The following is a 16,578-nucleotide window of genomic DNA, read 5'->3' as shown; positions in this document are numbered from 1 at the left end:
AATATCAATGGAAAAATTAAAACTCATTATTGCTGATGACCACACTATGTTTTTACAAGGAATTGTATCCCTGATTGAACATGAATCCGGAATTAAAATAATAGGCAAAGCAGTGAATGGTATTGAGGTTTTGAATATTTTAAAAATTCAAAACGCAGATATGGTAATACTTGATATCAGTATGCCGGAAATGGACGGAATTGAATTAAGCAAAATTTTAAAAAAAGAATATCCTTTTATTAAAATTATAATTGTTAGTACACATAGCAATGCCAAAATAATTTCAAGATTAATCAGAATTGGTGTGAATGGCTACTTACTTAAGAATGCAGAAAAATCTGAATTATTGGAAGCAATCTATAATGTAGCTGCCGGACAAAATTATTTTTCTGAAGAAGTAGAAGAGCAATACCACAATAACAGCCAAAAAATAGAAAAACAAATTTCAAACCTGGTCGAATTGAGTTCACGTGAAAAAGAAATATTGATTTTAATTGCGCATGAATACAATACGGCCGAAATTGCAGAGAAAACTTTTATCAGTTTAAATACGGTTAATACACACAGACGTAACTTATTATCTAAATTAAATGCTAAAAATACTGCCGGACTGGTAAAATATGCAGTTGAAAATGGTCTTGTTGATTAAAGATCGATTTTTTGAGTTTTGTATTAATCATTTAAAACCAATTGGCTTACAATTGATTTTAAATGATTAAAATTCAGTTTTTTTAACTTCAGATTTTATAAAAATTTGCTTATTTTTTTACCACAAAAATGCCTAATGCCCTTTCGGAATTTGTTCCGTCAATTAACAATATTTCTTCATTATTTATCCAAATTTTTGCTTTAGAATTTTCACTTCCGCAAATAAAAAAAATATCATCAACTATAGTAATGTCATCAGCATTACTAGATGTAGACCCTGGACTATTGATAAGTGGCGTTGCAACATTATTCTTCCAATAAACAGCACTTGAAATTCTGTTGCCACTAATTGCTCCTACTGCATAAACATCATTATTATTCAATTGCAAATCCTTAACATACACACCTTTTCCATTTTCTATTGAATATTTTACGGGAGTGTTATTTTTCCAAAATATAGTATTTCTAATATCTGTAATTTCATAACCTGCAACATATACATTATCACCCTGTACACCAATAGCATTTAACATCCCATTATCTACAACCGGATTTGCTATATTATTTTTCCAATACAAAGCGGTAAAATCGTAACTGAACGAACTTTGTGACTGGCCTCCTGCAACATAAACATCAGCACCTTCAATGATAATCTTATTTGCTATTGATCTACCGTTGTTATTTCCTAAAATTGTTTTTATGCCGTTTTTCCAATAACAGGCAACAATATTATTCGATCCGGCCACATAAACATCGTTTCCTATTACTTTTATGTCATTAGCTTCATCCCCTTCAGGTAAATAGGTAACCACACCATTTTTCCAATAGCAAGCTTTATTTTCGATCCTCCCGGAGATATAAACATCATTATTTACTACTACAATAGCGGTTGCCTCACTTCTAGAATCAGGTGTCAATTCTGTAGCTACGCCATTTTTCCAATACATGGCAGTCGTTGATCCATTGGTTAAATCTTTTACACCTACTACATGGATTGTATATTTATCTTGTGTTGATTTTTCTGTTGATTCATCGTTAGTACAACTGCCCAGAATTATTGTCATTACTAATAAAATGTGTTTTAGATTTTTCATGTTGTCTGATTTATAATTTTTTAGTATTTATTTTTTATCTTTTATCTTTTAAATCACAACAAAGTCTTAGCAGAAATAGATTACAGCATGATAAAGACTTGGCAATTCTAGAGATTCTTACTCCTATCCTATATATTTGAATGCAAAAATATATCCTGAAGAAATGTTTTAAATCATCATAAATAATGATTTACCGTTTTGTACTTAATGATTTATCATGAATAGAATTTAAAAAAAGCCATTCTGAATTTATCAGAATAGCTTTTGTACTTTAAAATTGAAAAGAAATGTGCTACAAAACGTTCTCAATCTCTTTTTTGAGTCTTTCTTTTTCTTTATGTGGAAATTTGTAGCCCGCACTTACAGTGATTTGCAGTTCTTTGTTTTCTAAAATTGCAGAATCCGCTTCAGCTATCGAAATTTTGATGTTTTCTATATTTTCTGCCACGGCTTTTTTTCCTAATTCGTCATTTGTCAGCGATTCAAAAATTGATGGAAGGAATTTAATAGTATCTAAAACCAGTTTTCTGTTTTCTTCAGGATAACTATCTAAAATCAGATTGATTTTAGACGTAATCCCTTTTTCTAAGTCTTCTTCAACTTTTTTGGCTGTACGTTTTAATTCTAACTCACTAATTGTAGCATTAGGTTCAAGTATTCTTAACGTTTCATTGGCGTCTATAAAGCTTATCGCTGCCACCTGAGATCCGGAAACTAATGTGATTTCAGGTTTTGGATCCGAATCTGGAATTCCCATCACCATTAATAGTTTTTCAGGTTGGGTTCTGTCATAACCTATGATACAGCCCCGAATGAGGTTTCCAGTATGCAATACCAGTTCAATCTTAGGCAAACTGTAAACATCATCTGCTCTGTCGGCAAAATCAGCAAGTTTTATAAACCAGCCTGGAAATTCTATGAAAAGATTCTTTTTATAAGACGCAATCATTTACAGCATCTTTTCTACGTAATCAGCAATCTGCGAATCTGTTTGTGCACTAAAAGACGTCTGAACTAATTGAAGCGTCAGATAAAGAGTATTGTCGTTTAATTCCATTTTCACTTCATCATTATTTTCTGTGTTAGTCAAATGGATTGTTGTCATTTTTTCTTTTAAAGCTTCTTTTCCCATATCATCAGCACATATTTTTTTAACGAATGATTCCAAATCATCGAAAATAATATCTAATCTTTCAAGCGGATATTGATTAAAAGCTGTAAAAGTATTCCAGTCAATATCTACTTTGATATCATACCCTGCCTTCTCTTTAAGCTTTGCCTCAAATTCAGGAAGTTTTTCAACTTTAATTGATTCTGCTAAACGTTTTTCTGCTAATCCCATGAGTTATTTTTTAGTTGATTATAATTTTATAATGCAAATCTAATTCTGAGTTTTTTAGTAACGCTCACTAGAAATAATGATTTTACTTTTAACCAACAGCAAAATTTATTAAAGAATACTTTTAGAATATTAATAACGAACGGATTGATCTAAAACCATTTTTAATTATAATGAAAGACAGCGAAATAGTGAATTACATATGAAAGTGATGCAGAACTACTCAATAGCTACATCCTAAAAAATATGTTGAGTATTAATTAAAACAGCGTAAAATTTTTATTTTTTGGTTCTGTAATGCAGCATATTTTGATAAAAATCTCCTTCATTACATTTTTCAAAATCACGTGCCATTACCAAAAAATTTTCTGTTTTTGTAAAAGATTTTGAAAAATCGAAATGCATTAATCGTTTGCAAACCCTTAAATAAGTATCAAATACGTGTTTTTCCCACATCATAAATGCTTCTTCCTCTTGTGATGGAATATTTTCGCCATAGGAAGTAGTAATCAAATAATTTGGCTGAATAGCAAGTGGATAAAAATCAATATTAATTGGATTCGGTTCTTCATTCTCAGAAAAATATTTCATATCAGGCGAACTGTACAGTTCAAATAATTCCTTATCCTGAAAATTTCCATCTATTTCTGAAGTTATTCCGAAAGCAATTGTTGGCGGAAAAGGTGCCTGCATGGAGTATTCAAATAATATGCAATAAACAGGTTCTTCTATTTTGACTTTTTCAATAATCTGATCTGCAATATTTTCTACCAGAAATGTTTCTAGTTCTGCTAACGCTTCCTCAATATCTTCAGTCGAAACCGTGGCATCAAATACAACACGGATTCTTCCGTCTGAAGCTGTTTCTGTAATCATTTTTAAATTTTCATGATTATCAAAAGTCAATTCACCAATGCAATAATGATCGTATTCAGGCCATTCCAGTTTATAACTTTTAATGATTCCGTTTTCGCAAGTATATGTTTTTAGCGAAATACCATATTCTGTACATTCTATAAACTGATCTGGTATTCCATTTTTAAAATAGAGATAACTCAGATTGGTTACTTTTATGTTCTCTTTATTTTGATATACCGAAAAACTTTTGTGATGCTCTTCTGTGTATTCATAAAGGGTACTATAAAAAATACCTCCGCCATAATGTTCCCTTTTAAGATAAGCTTTACTGTTTTCAAAATTGATTTTATACTCGTATAAATCATCTGTTTCCGGATCAAAATCCTCTTCAGATTCAATTGTCAGTTTTACATCCTTTGCTAATACATTATTGGTCAATTCTGCAAAATAAGGCTGGATATCGTAAAGATTATATTTTGACTGAATCGTAATTAGATTTTCATCTGCTAATACATCGATCTCTTTTTCTATAAACGTATCAGCAATTTGATTAAATTCTTCCTGTATTTTGGCGTATAATTTATTGTGCATCTTTATTTGATCTCAAAGGTATTCTGTTTTCCTAATTTCTTCCTTGACTCTTTCTTAATAAATAGTTAACGCTTCATTCGGTATTTTATTTAGTTTTGACCGGTTTAGTTGAGATTATAGTACTAATTTTCTTTTTTTATTGATATCAATTGGCATCTCTTTCTTTATTTTCAGGACAATCTGCTAGTATCACATTACAAAAAAAATTTGACACCCCATTTAAATAAAGATGCAAATACAACGATTTTGTCTCACTGTTGCTAAATATTTTAAATTTATCTGTCAAACTTTTTTCCTGTTATTCTATAAATTTCTCAAAAGGAAAAGAAATTTCTGCTTCATAACACTTATTCGATTGAATTCATTATTTTTTTGGTACAAAACCAATAAATAAAATCCAAAATCAACATTTCTAAAACAATGAATATAATTAAAACAAAACCAGATAAGGCCAGGTCTAAAAACGGATTTATTATCCTTAAAAGACGGGAAATATTTTTTTTAAATTTTTATGAAAATAATTGGCGCTTACAGCAAAGAAATACATTGAATAAAATTGTGCTTTTCGTACCCAAGAAATATTAAGATGCTATTACTAATGGTAAAATAATATTTATCAGTAATTCATCTAAATTAAAATAGACCGGGTTTACGTTTTTATATAATTTGTATCCTTTCATAGCAGATATTCATAGTGAGTCAAATGTATTATTATTGACTTTTTTAAACATCACTATTTGTAATGATTTTCTATAAATAACGTAATCCTTTACTTTCTAAAATTGCATGCAAGGTTGGTGATTCGTGCCCTAATTTTTTGGATTTTTCAGCAGCTTCAAATGCTTTTTTAGGCCGATTTAATTTACAGTATATTTCGGCAAGATTACAAACATACATACCATCTTTTGGATTAGCAAGAATCGCTTTTTCAAAATATGATAATGATTGATCATATTTTAATTCCAGATCATACAAACACCCGTAATTGTTGTACATGTGTGCCAATGCAGCAGGTTCATGTTGGGTTTTAGCAATAAAATAATCCTGTTTGGTGTAACAGGCTTCAAATCCTTCTTTGTACCATAATAATCTTACCTCCAAAAAATAAGCAAAACCATATCCCGGGTCGATTGCTTTAATAGTGTCGCATTTTTCCTGCGCCTGATCGTATTGTTTGCTAGCAACCAAATCCCATGCTTCCTTATATAAAGCACGTTTTTGCTGATCTTCATCGATATGCAGAAGATGGTCTGTCATGTCTTGCTTACGGTCGTTTCTGATATTAATTTTCCAATTATTAAACATCACAAATTTGTCGCCTGACCTGATTGTGAATTTTAAACCTGTTTCTGTCAAATCTTCAAAAACAAGTTCAAAAGAAACAGGACTGCATTCATTTCCGCTCTCGATTTCTTGTATACAGTGATAAATTTCCTGTGTATTGATGTATAGATTAAGCCAGTCATACAAATAATTTCCTCTGTAAACAATTCCGATTTCTTTTGGCAAAAATCGAAATTCAGGCATATCCAATTCGGCTATTTCAGTTTTGTATTTACTGAAAGAAACATCAAAAACATCTAAATAATTATTGCCTTTCAGACCTGAAATATGCATACTCCAGTTAAACTTTTTGTTTTGTATTAGAAAACGTTCTTCAATTCCGTTAGATGATTTAATTTTTTCTATCAATTCTTCAAAAGCTTTTGGCGTGCGATAATAATCTTGTAAATCCCTATAGATTTCTATTTTTTTATTTCGTTCTTCCTCAGAAATAACTGTCGGAATACTTTCCGGAAGATCGATTAAAACCCCATCAACATTAAAAATCCTAATTCCGCCATTGGCATGAATATGCAGATTTAACGGTTTTGATTTTTTGCCTCTCAAAACTTCTGAAACATTTGTTGGATATTTTTCCTGTTCGATAACCATTTTTTCAAAAGGAAAAGGTACTTCAATATCATAATATTTATCTTCAATAATAGAATACCAGGAGATAAAAAGTACATCTGCATCGAAAGGTAAATGCATTAAACCTCTAAAAGCATCTTTTCCCAGATAATTCCTAACGCTATTATCATCCATTTTTTTTAATTCCGCATCCGAATAGAAACAATCAGGCTTTTCTAATTTGATATCCGACATAGTACGTTTTACAGTATTGACAAACTGTATCGTATCAATAACAGTAAGCAATTCCCTGTCATGATGCACTGTAAGGTAAATTTTTATATATGTTCCTGCATTCTTTGTTTCTTTATAATAGTATCGGCTGTATTGAAAAATATAATATAAAAGAGGAATTCCTAAAATAATTGCTAACCATAGATAAAAATACATTTTATTGAAAACGTCTGTTTTTTGATATTTAACGAGCGCAAAAACTCCATAATCCATAAATAAAAAGAAAACAGAAACTAATGCAACCCGAATTAAAAAATCCAAAGTAATAGCTGTGGATGATTTACCAAAATAATAGAAATAGAAACTTCCGATAAAAGAAATAATTACATTAAAAATCACAGCCAAAGCTATACCAAAAAAGTAAAGCAATCCATAGGTAATAATAGAAGCCATGACAATCACCGCTATCGGAAAAGCGAATTCTGTACTAAAATAAACTTCTTCTGTTTTTTGATAAAAACTGTAGTTTTTTTCATTTTCAATTATTTGATTTCAATATAATTATCCGGATTTTCAATTATAGGTTTTCGCGTTGGTTCAAAAGAAGCCTGAATTTCAGTCTTTATTATTCCCGTTTTTTTGTTTACTGTGTATTTGCCAAACGAATACTCATTTTTAATATCAATAAAATAATCTTCTTCACCTTCGTAAATTGTATTTTCAAAATTAGCTGAAAAATCTCCAAATTTTTTCTTTATAAAGGCAACTGCTTTTCTATCATTTTCGTTTACAATATAAAATTCCGATTTAAAAAAGTCATCAAATGGTAAAATTTCAGCTGTATTTACATTGACTATCACATCATAAGAAAAACGTTTTTCAGGATCGGTACTAAAAGGAATATATCTTATAATTCTTTTAAATTCAACGAATGTGTTTTTACTGTCACCTAAAACCTCAGCTTCATAATCATTAAAATTCCATTTTAATAACAGCTGCCTCTTATTCAATAAAGCAACAGCCATATCAATAATTTCTTTTTTTGAAATTTCATCTCCTCCAGAAAGTTTTACCTTTTCTTCACGGTCATAAGTAGATTCAAAAACAGGTTTTACCTGAGGAACAGAATACGTGCCTTGCAAAAAAACCGATTTGAAACCTGTTTTTTTGTTTATAAAAAACTTAATGAGTGAATTTTTAGTGCTATTGCTTATCCAATAATGGTCTTCATTTTCCGTGATAGTTATGTTTTTTTCTGGCTGTTTTGGCAAATAAGTTTTACTTTTAATAAAATCAAGTTTCTTTTTATCATCTTCAGTTGGAATATAAAAAGTAAAATTAAACATTGAATCAAACGGAAAAACTTGTTTTGTAATTAAGTTAACTGAAATGTCATAATATTGATTTTGCTCTGCATTTAAAGGACTAAAGCGAAAATATCTTCTAAATTTTACTATTGTTTCTTTACTGTTTTGCCATGCAGTACTTTCAAAATCATCAGCATCAATTACCAATGAAGGCTGCTTTTGCTTGAGAATTTCCAGTGCCAATTCAATAATTTCTGTTTTGCTTTTTGCTTTTAATTCCTCCATAGTATATTTCGTTGAAGGTTGAGCCAAACAACTAACCGTGTTAAAAAACAAAACAGCCTTCATTAAAAAAATATTCTTTACTTTCATTCACTGAAGCATTAACACTTAGAATTTCAACATGTTAGATAGCTTTAAAAAATCCTTTTAAATTTATTGACCTGATTGATATGTCCATTTCTTAATAAATTCTAATTAATGATGATTTTTCTCCTGGCTGTTTTATCATCCTTTTCCAAAACAATGAAATATGTACCTTTCAATAGCTGGGAAAGATCAATTAGATGGTCTTCCTTATTGGTTAAAATCACAACTGTTTTTTGTAATTGACCCAACATATCATAAACTGTAATTTTATCGAGAAGAGCATTGCTTATATTCAATAATCGGCAAGAAGGATTTAGATGCACAACCGTTTTCTCAAAAAACAAATCATTTGCTTCAGAAACATAATTTTCAGGCAAATCTTTTTTAGCATATTGCCCATAACTGCAAACACTTAAACAAAGAAAAAAACGAGTAAAATACTTTTCATTGAATAAAAATTATATTGAGTTTATTATAAAAGAAACTAACCTTAAGATTCTTAGTCATTTTAAGCAAAAATAATTTTTACCCAAACGAAAAGAATCACTATAAATAATGATTTTATGTCTTATAAAACGAGCTACCTAAAATTATAGATAGCCCGTTTTGACATTTTACCGTAAATGTTTTAATCTTTAATCAGTTTCGACACGTAGGTATTTTTATCACTGATCACTTTGACAAAATAAAGTCCCTGCGGTAAACTAGATACATTGATTTTTTCAATATTGTTTTGAGATACAAAAGATTGCTTTTTAACTGTTTTTCCTGTTGAATCTGAAATAATAACTTCAGAAATTGTTTCATTCAAAGCAGAAACAGTTAATTCATTTGCTACAGGATTAGGATAAAGCTGAACATTCTCTTTGATTTTTGTGTCCGGCTCATTAGTAGTTGATGAATCATCTGTTTTGCCCGGTTTTAAACCATTTAAAATAGCATCAATAATTTCTGCTTTTTGTTCTTCTGTAATTCCGGCAGCATTGGCAGATTTAGACGTGGTATTAAATGTTAACTGATAGGTAAAACCACTGTCATAACAATCACATTCCGGTGTGTACATTCCAATGATATACAACTTATTGTTTGCAAAAGTATAACCGGAAAAAGTAGTGGTAAGATCCCATGTTGTTGGCGATGAAGTTCCGGCAAAAGGAGGCAGATTACTTCCAGAGTTGTTTCCGTGGGCAAATGTACTCCAGTCAATCACAATAGAAGGATATGAAGTAACCTCGGCTACATACCAGTGGTATTTTCTACAATCACCTTTAATACTGTCATCTGACGTTGCGATACTATTAACCGATGCAATAATCGCATTGCTGGTTCCATTGTGCTGTACCGTAATCGCAAGCCCAGGATCTCCCAAAGCACCTACATAAATATCATCAATTGCTAAGTCATTTCCGTCACCATTACCCGTTTCATCAAGATAAATTCGAACGGTTTCGCTGGTTCCTGTTGCTGTAAAAACCAGATCTGCATTTTGCCAGTCGCAGGCATTAGCAGTTGCCATATTTACTGTAAACACAGCTGAAGTTGTACTGCCTGCTTCTAATCTGACTTTCGGAAGAATATCAAAAGTGCATTGTTTCATGTTTTTGAAATTAGCACAAAAACGGTATTTTTCTCCTCGTCTTAATCCGGTTATTGTTTGTTCCCAAATTACAGAAGAACCAGTTTGCTGTGTTTTTCCGTTCACTGTCAGATATTTGCTGTTTGATGCATATACTACAGGATCAGCACAAAACGAATGATCAGTTACTATTGCTCCAAAAGCCGCCGCAGTATTTGTTACGTAGTATTGTCCCGGATAAGTAGTTGGGTCAAGAGTATATGAACTTGTAAAGCCTGAATTTCCAGCTTCAAAGTTACCGTTTACAACCAGATTTTCTGAATCACAGCAATAAGCCCCTAAATTATTGATACAAAAACAGATGTCATTATCAAAACCTGCTGTTTGTCCGTATTGTACCCCTAAAACAGGATTTGCAGAATACTGAACAACTGTTTGTACGTTTCCATTCAAGTCAACTAAATTAAAGGTCAGTTTTGCTACTACATCGTAACAAGTACCGGGTGTCTGGTTTGGAAAATCCGTTGCAGCTACATCAACTGTATAATTGGAGCCTGAAACTGTGCTGGCGGATATGCTGTTCAGCATTGTTCCGTTTTGATAAATCTCAAAACTAATCTGTACATTGGTTGCTGCTCTGGGAACAGTAAATGTGCCATTAAAAGTTTGCTTCGGATTTATACAATCATGTCCTTTTAAATCTAAATCAATAACTCCTTCAGAAGTATTTTTGCATGCTGTACAAGTATCATCAATGTAGGTATAGCCGTTATGACCTCCGGCAGAACAATCAGAGTTTATAAACATAATTACCACTTCCCTGCCAATATGACTTGACAAATCGAGATAAGCACAACGCCAGTCTCTATAGTACTTGATTCCTTCACCAGGAGTATTAGTAGCACTGATAAAAGGATTCGATGGAGCCGCAATATCTACCATTTTATCAACAGTTACTCCGGTCATATCGACCGCTTCAGCGATAAAAAAGACTTCAGAACCATTTACACTTCCATCTGGATTTGAATGGCTTTTATCCATTACCATCGCATATTGAAAATAGTATTTAGCATTTGCTGCTGTTACCACAAAACGCTTGGCAATCCCTTCTGCACTATAACCCGGCTGATCATTTCCTAAACGAATTGATTGTGTACCAGTGGAACCCGGTGCTGTTTTAGACATTGAAAATGAAGGAGTCGATGCTAATAAAAGTGCATCTGTACCTGTTGTTTCGATTGAAGTAAAATTTTGTCCGGATGCTGTACCCGTAAAAGGCAATGCTGAAACGCCTGGATTAAGTGTTAAGCCGTTTTCAATAGGAAGTGTTGTAACTCCGTGTTTGAGGCTCAATCCGGTCCATCCGCTGTAACCACTTTCAAATCCCGAATTAACACAGGGCTCTTTAGATAATTTTATCTTCTGTAAAATAGACTGAATTTGTGTGGAAGATTTAATCGAAGGTTCAGATTGGTTTTTAATAAATTCATCAATATTTCTGGTTTTAACTTCTTTGGTCCAGCTTACATCATATTCATAATGCAATCTGACATTTCTGACCGTTATTAAGGTGTCCTGATATTTCTGTGCAGAAACAGATCCTGACATTAAAACGAGTACTGCTGTAATAAGACGTACAATTGTTTTCATAGTAAAATATTTTGAGGTTAATAAAGTTGTAAACACAACTCTATATCAAATTAAACTTACAATTGTTACCCCTCTAAAATCAGAAATAAAAAAATGCCTTTCCGAAAACCGGAAAGGCATTTCAATAATACAATCAATTATTTTTTATTTCGTAAGCAGAAGCTCTCGGTATTTAGTCAGCGTCCAGCTTTCATCATCTACCAATAATTCAAGCTTATCACAATGATTACGAATATCTTCAAAATATGGCTTCACTTTATTACAATAAGCCTCAGCCATTTTTTGCGCATCTGTTAAATTATTTGCTGTTTTTCTTTCATTAGTCATCGCCTCCACTTTTGAATTGATGCCTTCAATATGACCTGAAATTTCTTTAATCAGAATGATTTGTTCTTTGGCAATAGTTTCGAATTCTTTACCAAAAATTTCTTTCAGTCCTTTTACGTTTTCAATTAAAGTATTTTGATAACGAATTGCTGTTGGAATGACATGATTTCTGGCAATATCACCTAAAACCCTGCCTTCAATCTGAATTTTTTTAGTGTATTCCTCCAATTCTATTTCATAACGGGCTTCAGCTTCAACATGATTCAAAATGCCTAATTCTGCAAATAACTCTAAGGCCTGTTTAGAAACTTTGGCTTTAATAGCTTCCGGTGTAGTTTTAAAATTGCTTAAACCTCTTTTCGCAGCTTCTTTTTCCCAGGCATCGCTATAACCGTCACCTTCAAAAAGGATTTTTTTGGACTCTTTTATATATTCTCTCAAAACATTGAAGATTGCTTCGTCTTTTTTCAAACCTTTCGTATCGATTAAAGTGTCTACTTCAATTTTAAAGTCCTTTAATTGTTTCGCTACAATAGCATTTAAGGTTGTCATTGCATTCGAACAGTTTGAATTTGAACCTACTGCCCTGAATTCAAATTTATTTCCTGTAAAAGCAAAAGGAGATGTTCTGTTTCTATCGGTATTATCCAAAAGAACATCCGGAATTTTACCCACAACATTCAGTTTTAAATCGGTTTTTTCTTCAGGAGATAATTTACCCGTCGTCACACTTTCCAGTTCAGTTAAAACTTTGGTTAACTGCTCACCAATAAATACCGAAATAATAGCCGGTGGCGCTTCATTTGCCCCCAACCTGTGATCATTACTGGCTGTTGCGATAGAAGCTCTAAGTAAAGTTTCATAATCGTTAACTGCTTTTATAGTATTAATAAAGAACGTTAAAAACTGTAAATTGCTCATTGGTGTTTTACTCGGACTCAATAAATTAACTCCTGTATCAGTTGCCAGTGACCAGTTATTATGTTTTCCTGAACCATTTACACCTTTAAATGGTTTTTCGTGGAATAAAACTTTAAAATCATGACGCTCTGCTACTTTTTGCATCACATCCATCAATAAAGAGTTATGATCCACAGCAAGATTGGTTTCTTCGAAAATAGGAGCCAGCTCAAACTGATTTGGAGCAACTTCGTTATGACGCGTTTTTACTGGGATTCCCAACAACATACATTCCTGTTCTAAATCTCTCATGTACGTTAAGGCACGTGTTGGAATAGATCCGAAATAGTGATCGTCTAATTGCTGTCCTTTTGCAGAAGTATGTCCTAACAATGTCCTTCCCGTCATCATTAAATCAGGACGGGAATTGGCCAAAGCTCTGTCAATTAAAAAATATTCCTGTTCCCAGCCTAAAGTAGCCGTTACTTTTTTTACGTTTTTGTCAAAATATTTACAAACCTCTGTCGCTGCTTCATCCATAGCTGATAAAGCTCTTAACAACGGAATTTTATTATCTAAAGCTTCTCCTGTATATGCAATAAATACGGTAGGAATACATAAAGTTGTTCCGTAGATGAAAGCCGGTGAGGTTGGATCCCAAGCCGTATATCCTCTGGCTTCGAATGTATTTCTGATGCCACCGTTCGGGAAACTTGACGCATCTGGTTCCTGCTGCACCAATTGTGCTCCGCCAAATTTTTCTACAGGATCACTTCCATCATACGATACATCAAAAAAGGCATCGTGTTTTTCTGCTGTAGTACCGGTAAGCGGCTGAAACCAGTGTGTATAATGGGTAACACCTTTAGCCAAAGCCCATTCTTTCATCCCCATGGCAATATAATCGGCCAGTTTTCGGTCTATTTTGGTTCCGTGCTGAATAGCATCCCTCACTCCTTTAAATGCATCTGAAGTCAAATACTGCTTCATTGCTTTCTCATTAAAAACATTTGCCCCGAAAATAGTTGACTTTCTGTCAATTTCCTCAAAATGTACAGGCTTTCTTGATGAAGCTTCCTGCAAGGCCTGAAAACGTAATGTTGACATGTATATAATTTTAAAAATTCGTAATAATTTGATTAAAAATACAAGGGACAAATATAAAGAATAAAAAAGCCTTTTTTAACTATAACTTTTAGATTTTTGAAAAGCATTTTAGCAACAAAAGGTACGTTTTGCAAAGAATTTCGAAATGGTTTTGAAAAAATATAACAAAACATACGAATATTACTAAAGAAACAAACAATTTTTCATAATTGTAATGAAAATTAATTCAAAAAACGCACATGTTTATTACGAATTTATTTTTAAAACATTAAAAAATTGCTATTTTTTAAATATACCCCATACAAAATTGCGCTTATGTAAAAAATTATATCTATTGAAACAAAATGCACCCCCTAATTTTTACGGCTTGAAAAATAAATCTATATTTGACCCAGCGAAAAAAACAAAAAAAATAAATTTATATTATTATGGCTAAAATTAAGTTAGAGTACATTTGGTTAGATGGATATGAACCAACTCAAAATCTTAGAAGTAAAACTAAAGTTGAAGAGCACGAAAATTTCAAAGGAACATTAGAAGAACTTGGAAACTGGTCATTTGATGGTTCATCAACAAGACAAGCTGAAGGTGGATCTTCTGACTGTTTATTAGTTCCTGTTGCAATTTATCCTGACCCAACCCGTATCAACGGATGGTTAGTAATGTGTGAGGTTATGTATGCTGACGGAACACCACACCCTTCTAACGGTAGAGCTACTATTGATGATGATAATGATGATTTCTGGTTTGGTTTCGAACAAGAATATTTCATTATGGATACTAAAACTTTATTGCCATTAGGTTTCCCAGTTGGAGGTTATCCAGCACCACAAGGTATGTACTACTGTTCTGTAGGTGGAAAAAACACTCACGGAAGAAAATTAGTAGAAGAGCATGCTGATTTGTGTATCGCTGCAGGAATCAACTTTGAAGGAATCAACCAGGAGGTTGCTTGTGGACAATGGGAATTCCAATTATTCGCTAAAGGTGCTAAAAAAGCAGGTGATGAAATCTGGGTTGCACGTTACTTATTAGATCGTTTGACTGAGAAATATGGTTACTATATTGAGTACCACCCAAAACCACTAGGAGATACAGACTGGAACGGTTCAGGTATGCATGCTAACTTCTCTAACAATGTATTAAGAACATGTGGAGATCAGGCAACTTATGAAAGAATCTGTGAAGCTTTCCGTCCTGTAACTGCTGAGCACATCGCTGTTTACGGAGCTTACAACGACCAACGTTTAACTGGTAAACACGAAACTGCTTCTATCCATGATTTCTCTTATGGAGTTTCAGACAGAGGATGTTCTATCAGAATTCCTTTGATGACTGTTCAAAAAGGATGGAAAGGATGGTTGGAAGACAGAAGACCAGCTTCAAACGGAGATCCATACAAAATTGCTGCAAGAATTATCAAAACTGTTAACTCAGCACTATAATTCAAAGCTTAATTTATATTCACAAAAGTGCCATCAATACGATGGCACTTTTTTTATTCATAAAATCGAATGATTTACAATAGCTAAGCTTTAACAATCTCCATTAAATAAAGGTTTTTAGTTAAAAATCCTGAAGTTAAGTTTAACCTAATTCCTTTCTTAAGTTAAACTTCAACACTTATCTTTGTATAAACCCTAAAAAAATAACAAATTATGATAGTCTGGATCATTTTTTTACTGGCCGTAGTTTTTATTCTTGCCTTAGATTTAGGAGTCTTCAATAAAACACCACATATTATTAGTACCAAAGAAGCAAGCAAATGGACGCTGATTTGGGTTACACTATCTTTTCTCTTTTCAGGAGTGATTTATTGGCTTTATACCACAGATTATATTGCAAATCCCGATAATCTAAAGCCTGCGGTGGCTTCAATGAAGTTTATTACAGGTTACTTAATAGAACTTTCTTTAAGTGTCGATAACATTTTTGTAATCGCCATCATTTTTGCTTCTTTCAAAATACCGCAAAAATACCAGCATCGTGTATTATTCTGGGGAATTCTGGGTGCAATTGTTTTCCGCGGATTAATGATCTTCTTTGGTGTAATGTTAATTAATAAATTTACATGGACTACTTATATATTTGGAATTTTCCTGATTTTTACCGCTATAAAAATGCTCTTCTCGGGCGAAGATGAAGATTTTCAGCCAAAAGATTCTTTCGTATACAAAGCTTTAGGAAAAATTATTCCGATTACCTCAGAAACTGAAGGTGAAAAATTTTTCATTGCCACTAAAACGGCAAAAAAAGCCGCTACGCCATTATTTGTTGCCTTAATTGTAATTGAAGTTATGGATGTTTTATTTGCCGTTGACAGTGTTCCGGCAATTCTGGCCATTACATCTGACCCATTTTTGGTATTTAGCTCTAATATTTTTGCCATTTTAGGATTGCGTTCTATGTACTTCTTTTTAGCCAATATGCTGGCAAAATTCAGTTATCTGGAATACAGTCTGGTAGCTATTTTAGCTTTCGTAGGATTAAAAATGCTGCTGCACGATTATATTCAAGTTCCGGAATGGGCTTCTTTAGGATTTATCGCCCTATCACTTTTAGTTGGAATTTTGGTTTCTTTGAAATTTGGAGAGGAAAAAGAATTGAGTGATTTAGATGAGGAATAATTTATAAATAAAAACTTAAAAATTAGATACAAAAAGTAAGATTAAACATTATTAATAA

The 16,578-nt window shown here is 32.4% G+C and carries 12 protein-coding genes; 3 read left to right on the top strand and 9 right to left on the bottom strand.

Annotated features, from left to right (window positions below; translation table 11 throughout):
- The first annotated feature begins 7 nt into the window (after positions 1–7).
- Positions 8–649, top strand: coding sequence for a response regulator (locus P5P89_RS18800; RefSeq protein WP_278009691.1), 642 nt, complete (start codon positions 8–10; stop codon positions 647–649).
- 109 nt (positions 650–758) lie between these two features.
- Here P5P89_RS18800 and P5P89_RS18795 read toward each other — a convergent pair whose 3' ends face one another.
- The 9 genes from P5P89_RS18795 to P5P89_RS18755 all read right to left on the bottom strand — a co-directional run bounded on the left by P5P89_RS18795 (position 759) and on the right by P5P89_RS18755 (position 13,893).
- Positions 759–1,742: a hypothetical protein gene (locus tag P5P89_RS18795; RefSeq protein ID WP_278009690.1), complete on the bottom strand. Its 984-nt coding sequence runs from the start codon at positions 1,740–1,742 to the stop codon at positions 759–761.
- A 292-nt stretch (positions 1,743–2,034) separates the two neighbouring features.
- Positions 2,035–2,691 carry a hypothetical protein gene (locus P5P89_RS18790; protein ID WP_278009689.1) on the bottom strand — a complete coding sequence of 219 codons (657 nt, stop codon included), beginning with the start codon at positions 2,689–2,691 and terminating at the stop codon, positions 2,035–2,037.
- On the bottom strand, positions 2,692–3,084 hold the full coding sequence (locus tag P5P89_RS18785) for a hypothetical protein (RefSeq protein WP_278009688.1): 393 nt from the start codon (positions 3,082–3,084) through the stop codon (positions 2,692–2,694).
- A gap of 276 nt (positions 3,085–3,360) precedes the next feature.
- On the bottom strand, positions 3,361–4,530 hold the full coding sequence (locus P5P89_RS18780) for a hypothetical protein (RefSeq protein WP_278009687.1): 1,170 nt from the start codon (positions 4,528–4,530) through the stop codon (positions 3,361–3,363).
- 750 nt (positions 4,531–5,280) lie between these two features.
- Entirely contained in the window at positions 5,281–7,110 is a 1,830-nt protein-coding gene (locus tag P5P89_RS18775) for a tetratricopeptide repeat protein (protein ID WP_278009686.1), read from the bottom strand.
- A gap of 89 nt (positions 7,111–7,199) precedes the next feature.
- On the bottom strand, positions 7,200–8,249 hold the full coding sequence (locus P5P89_RS18770) for a hypothetical protein (RefSeq protein WP_278009685.1): 1,050 nt from the start codon (positions 8,247–8,249) through the stop codon (positions 7,200–7,202).
- A 188-nt stretch (positions 8,250–8,437) separates the two neighbouring features.
- Positions 8,438–8,710, bottom strand: a complete 273-nt coding sequence (locus P5P89_RS18765; RefSeq protein WP_278009684.1) for a T9SS type A sorting domain-containing protein — start codon at positions 8,708–8,710, stop codon at positions 8,438–8,440.
- Positions 8,711–8,961: 251 nt separating this feature from the next.
- Complete coding sequence (locus P5P89_RS18760) at positions 8,962–11,559, bottom strand: T9SS type A sorting domain-containing protein (protein ID WP_278009683.1); 2,598 nt, start codon at positions 11,557–11,559, stop codon at positions 8,962–8,964.
- Between the two features lie 144 nt (positions 11,560–11,703).
- A complete protein-coding gene (locus P5P89_RS18755; RefSeq protein WP_278009682.1) occupies positions 11,704–13,893 on the bottom strand; it encodes a glutamine synthetase III family protein in 2,190 nt (729 codons plus the stop codon).
- A gap of 428 nt (positions 13,894–14,321) precedes the next feature.
- Here P5P89_RS18755 and P5P89_RS18750 point away from each other — a divergent pair, with 428 nt between their 5' ends.
- Together P5P89_RS18750 and P5P89_RS18745 are read left to right on the top strand one after the other, a co-directional pair.
- A complete protein-coding gene (locus tag P5P89_RS18750) occupies positions 14,322–15,338 on the top strand; it encodes a glutamine synthetase beta-grasp domain-containing protein (protein ID WP_071636940.1) in 1,017 nt (338 codons plus the stop codon).
- A gap of 213 nt (positions 15,339–15,551) precedes the next feature.
- Positions 15,552–16,520, top strand: coding sequence for a TerC/Alx family metal homeostasis membrane protein (locus P5P89_RS18745; protein ID WP_278009681.1), 969 nt, complete (start codon positions 15,552–15,554; stop codon positions 16,518–16,520).
- Positions 16,521–16,578: the final 58 nt, after the last annotated feature.

The sequence above is a fragment of the Flavobacterium gyeonganense genome (assembly GCF_029625295.1).
In the GTDB taxonomy this organism is placed as follows: Bacteria; Bacteroidota; Bacteroidia; order Flavobacteriales; family Flavobacteriaceae; genus Flavobacterium; species Flavobacterium gyeonganense.
This window is presented reverse-complemented; position numbering and strand designations above follow the sequence as displayed.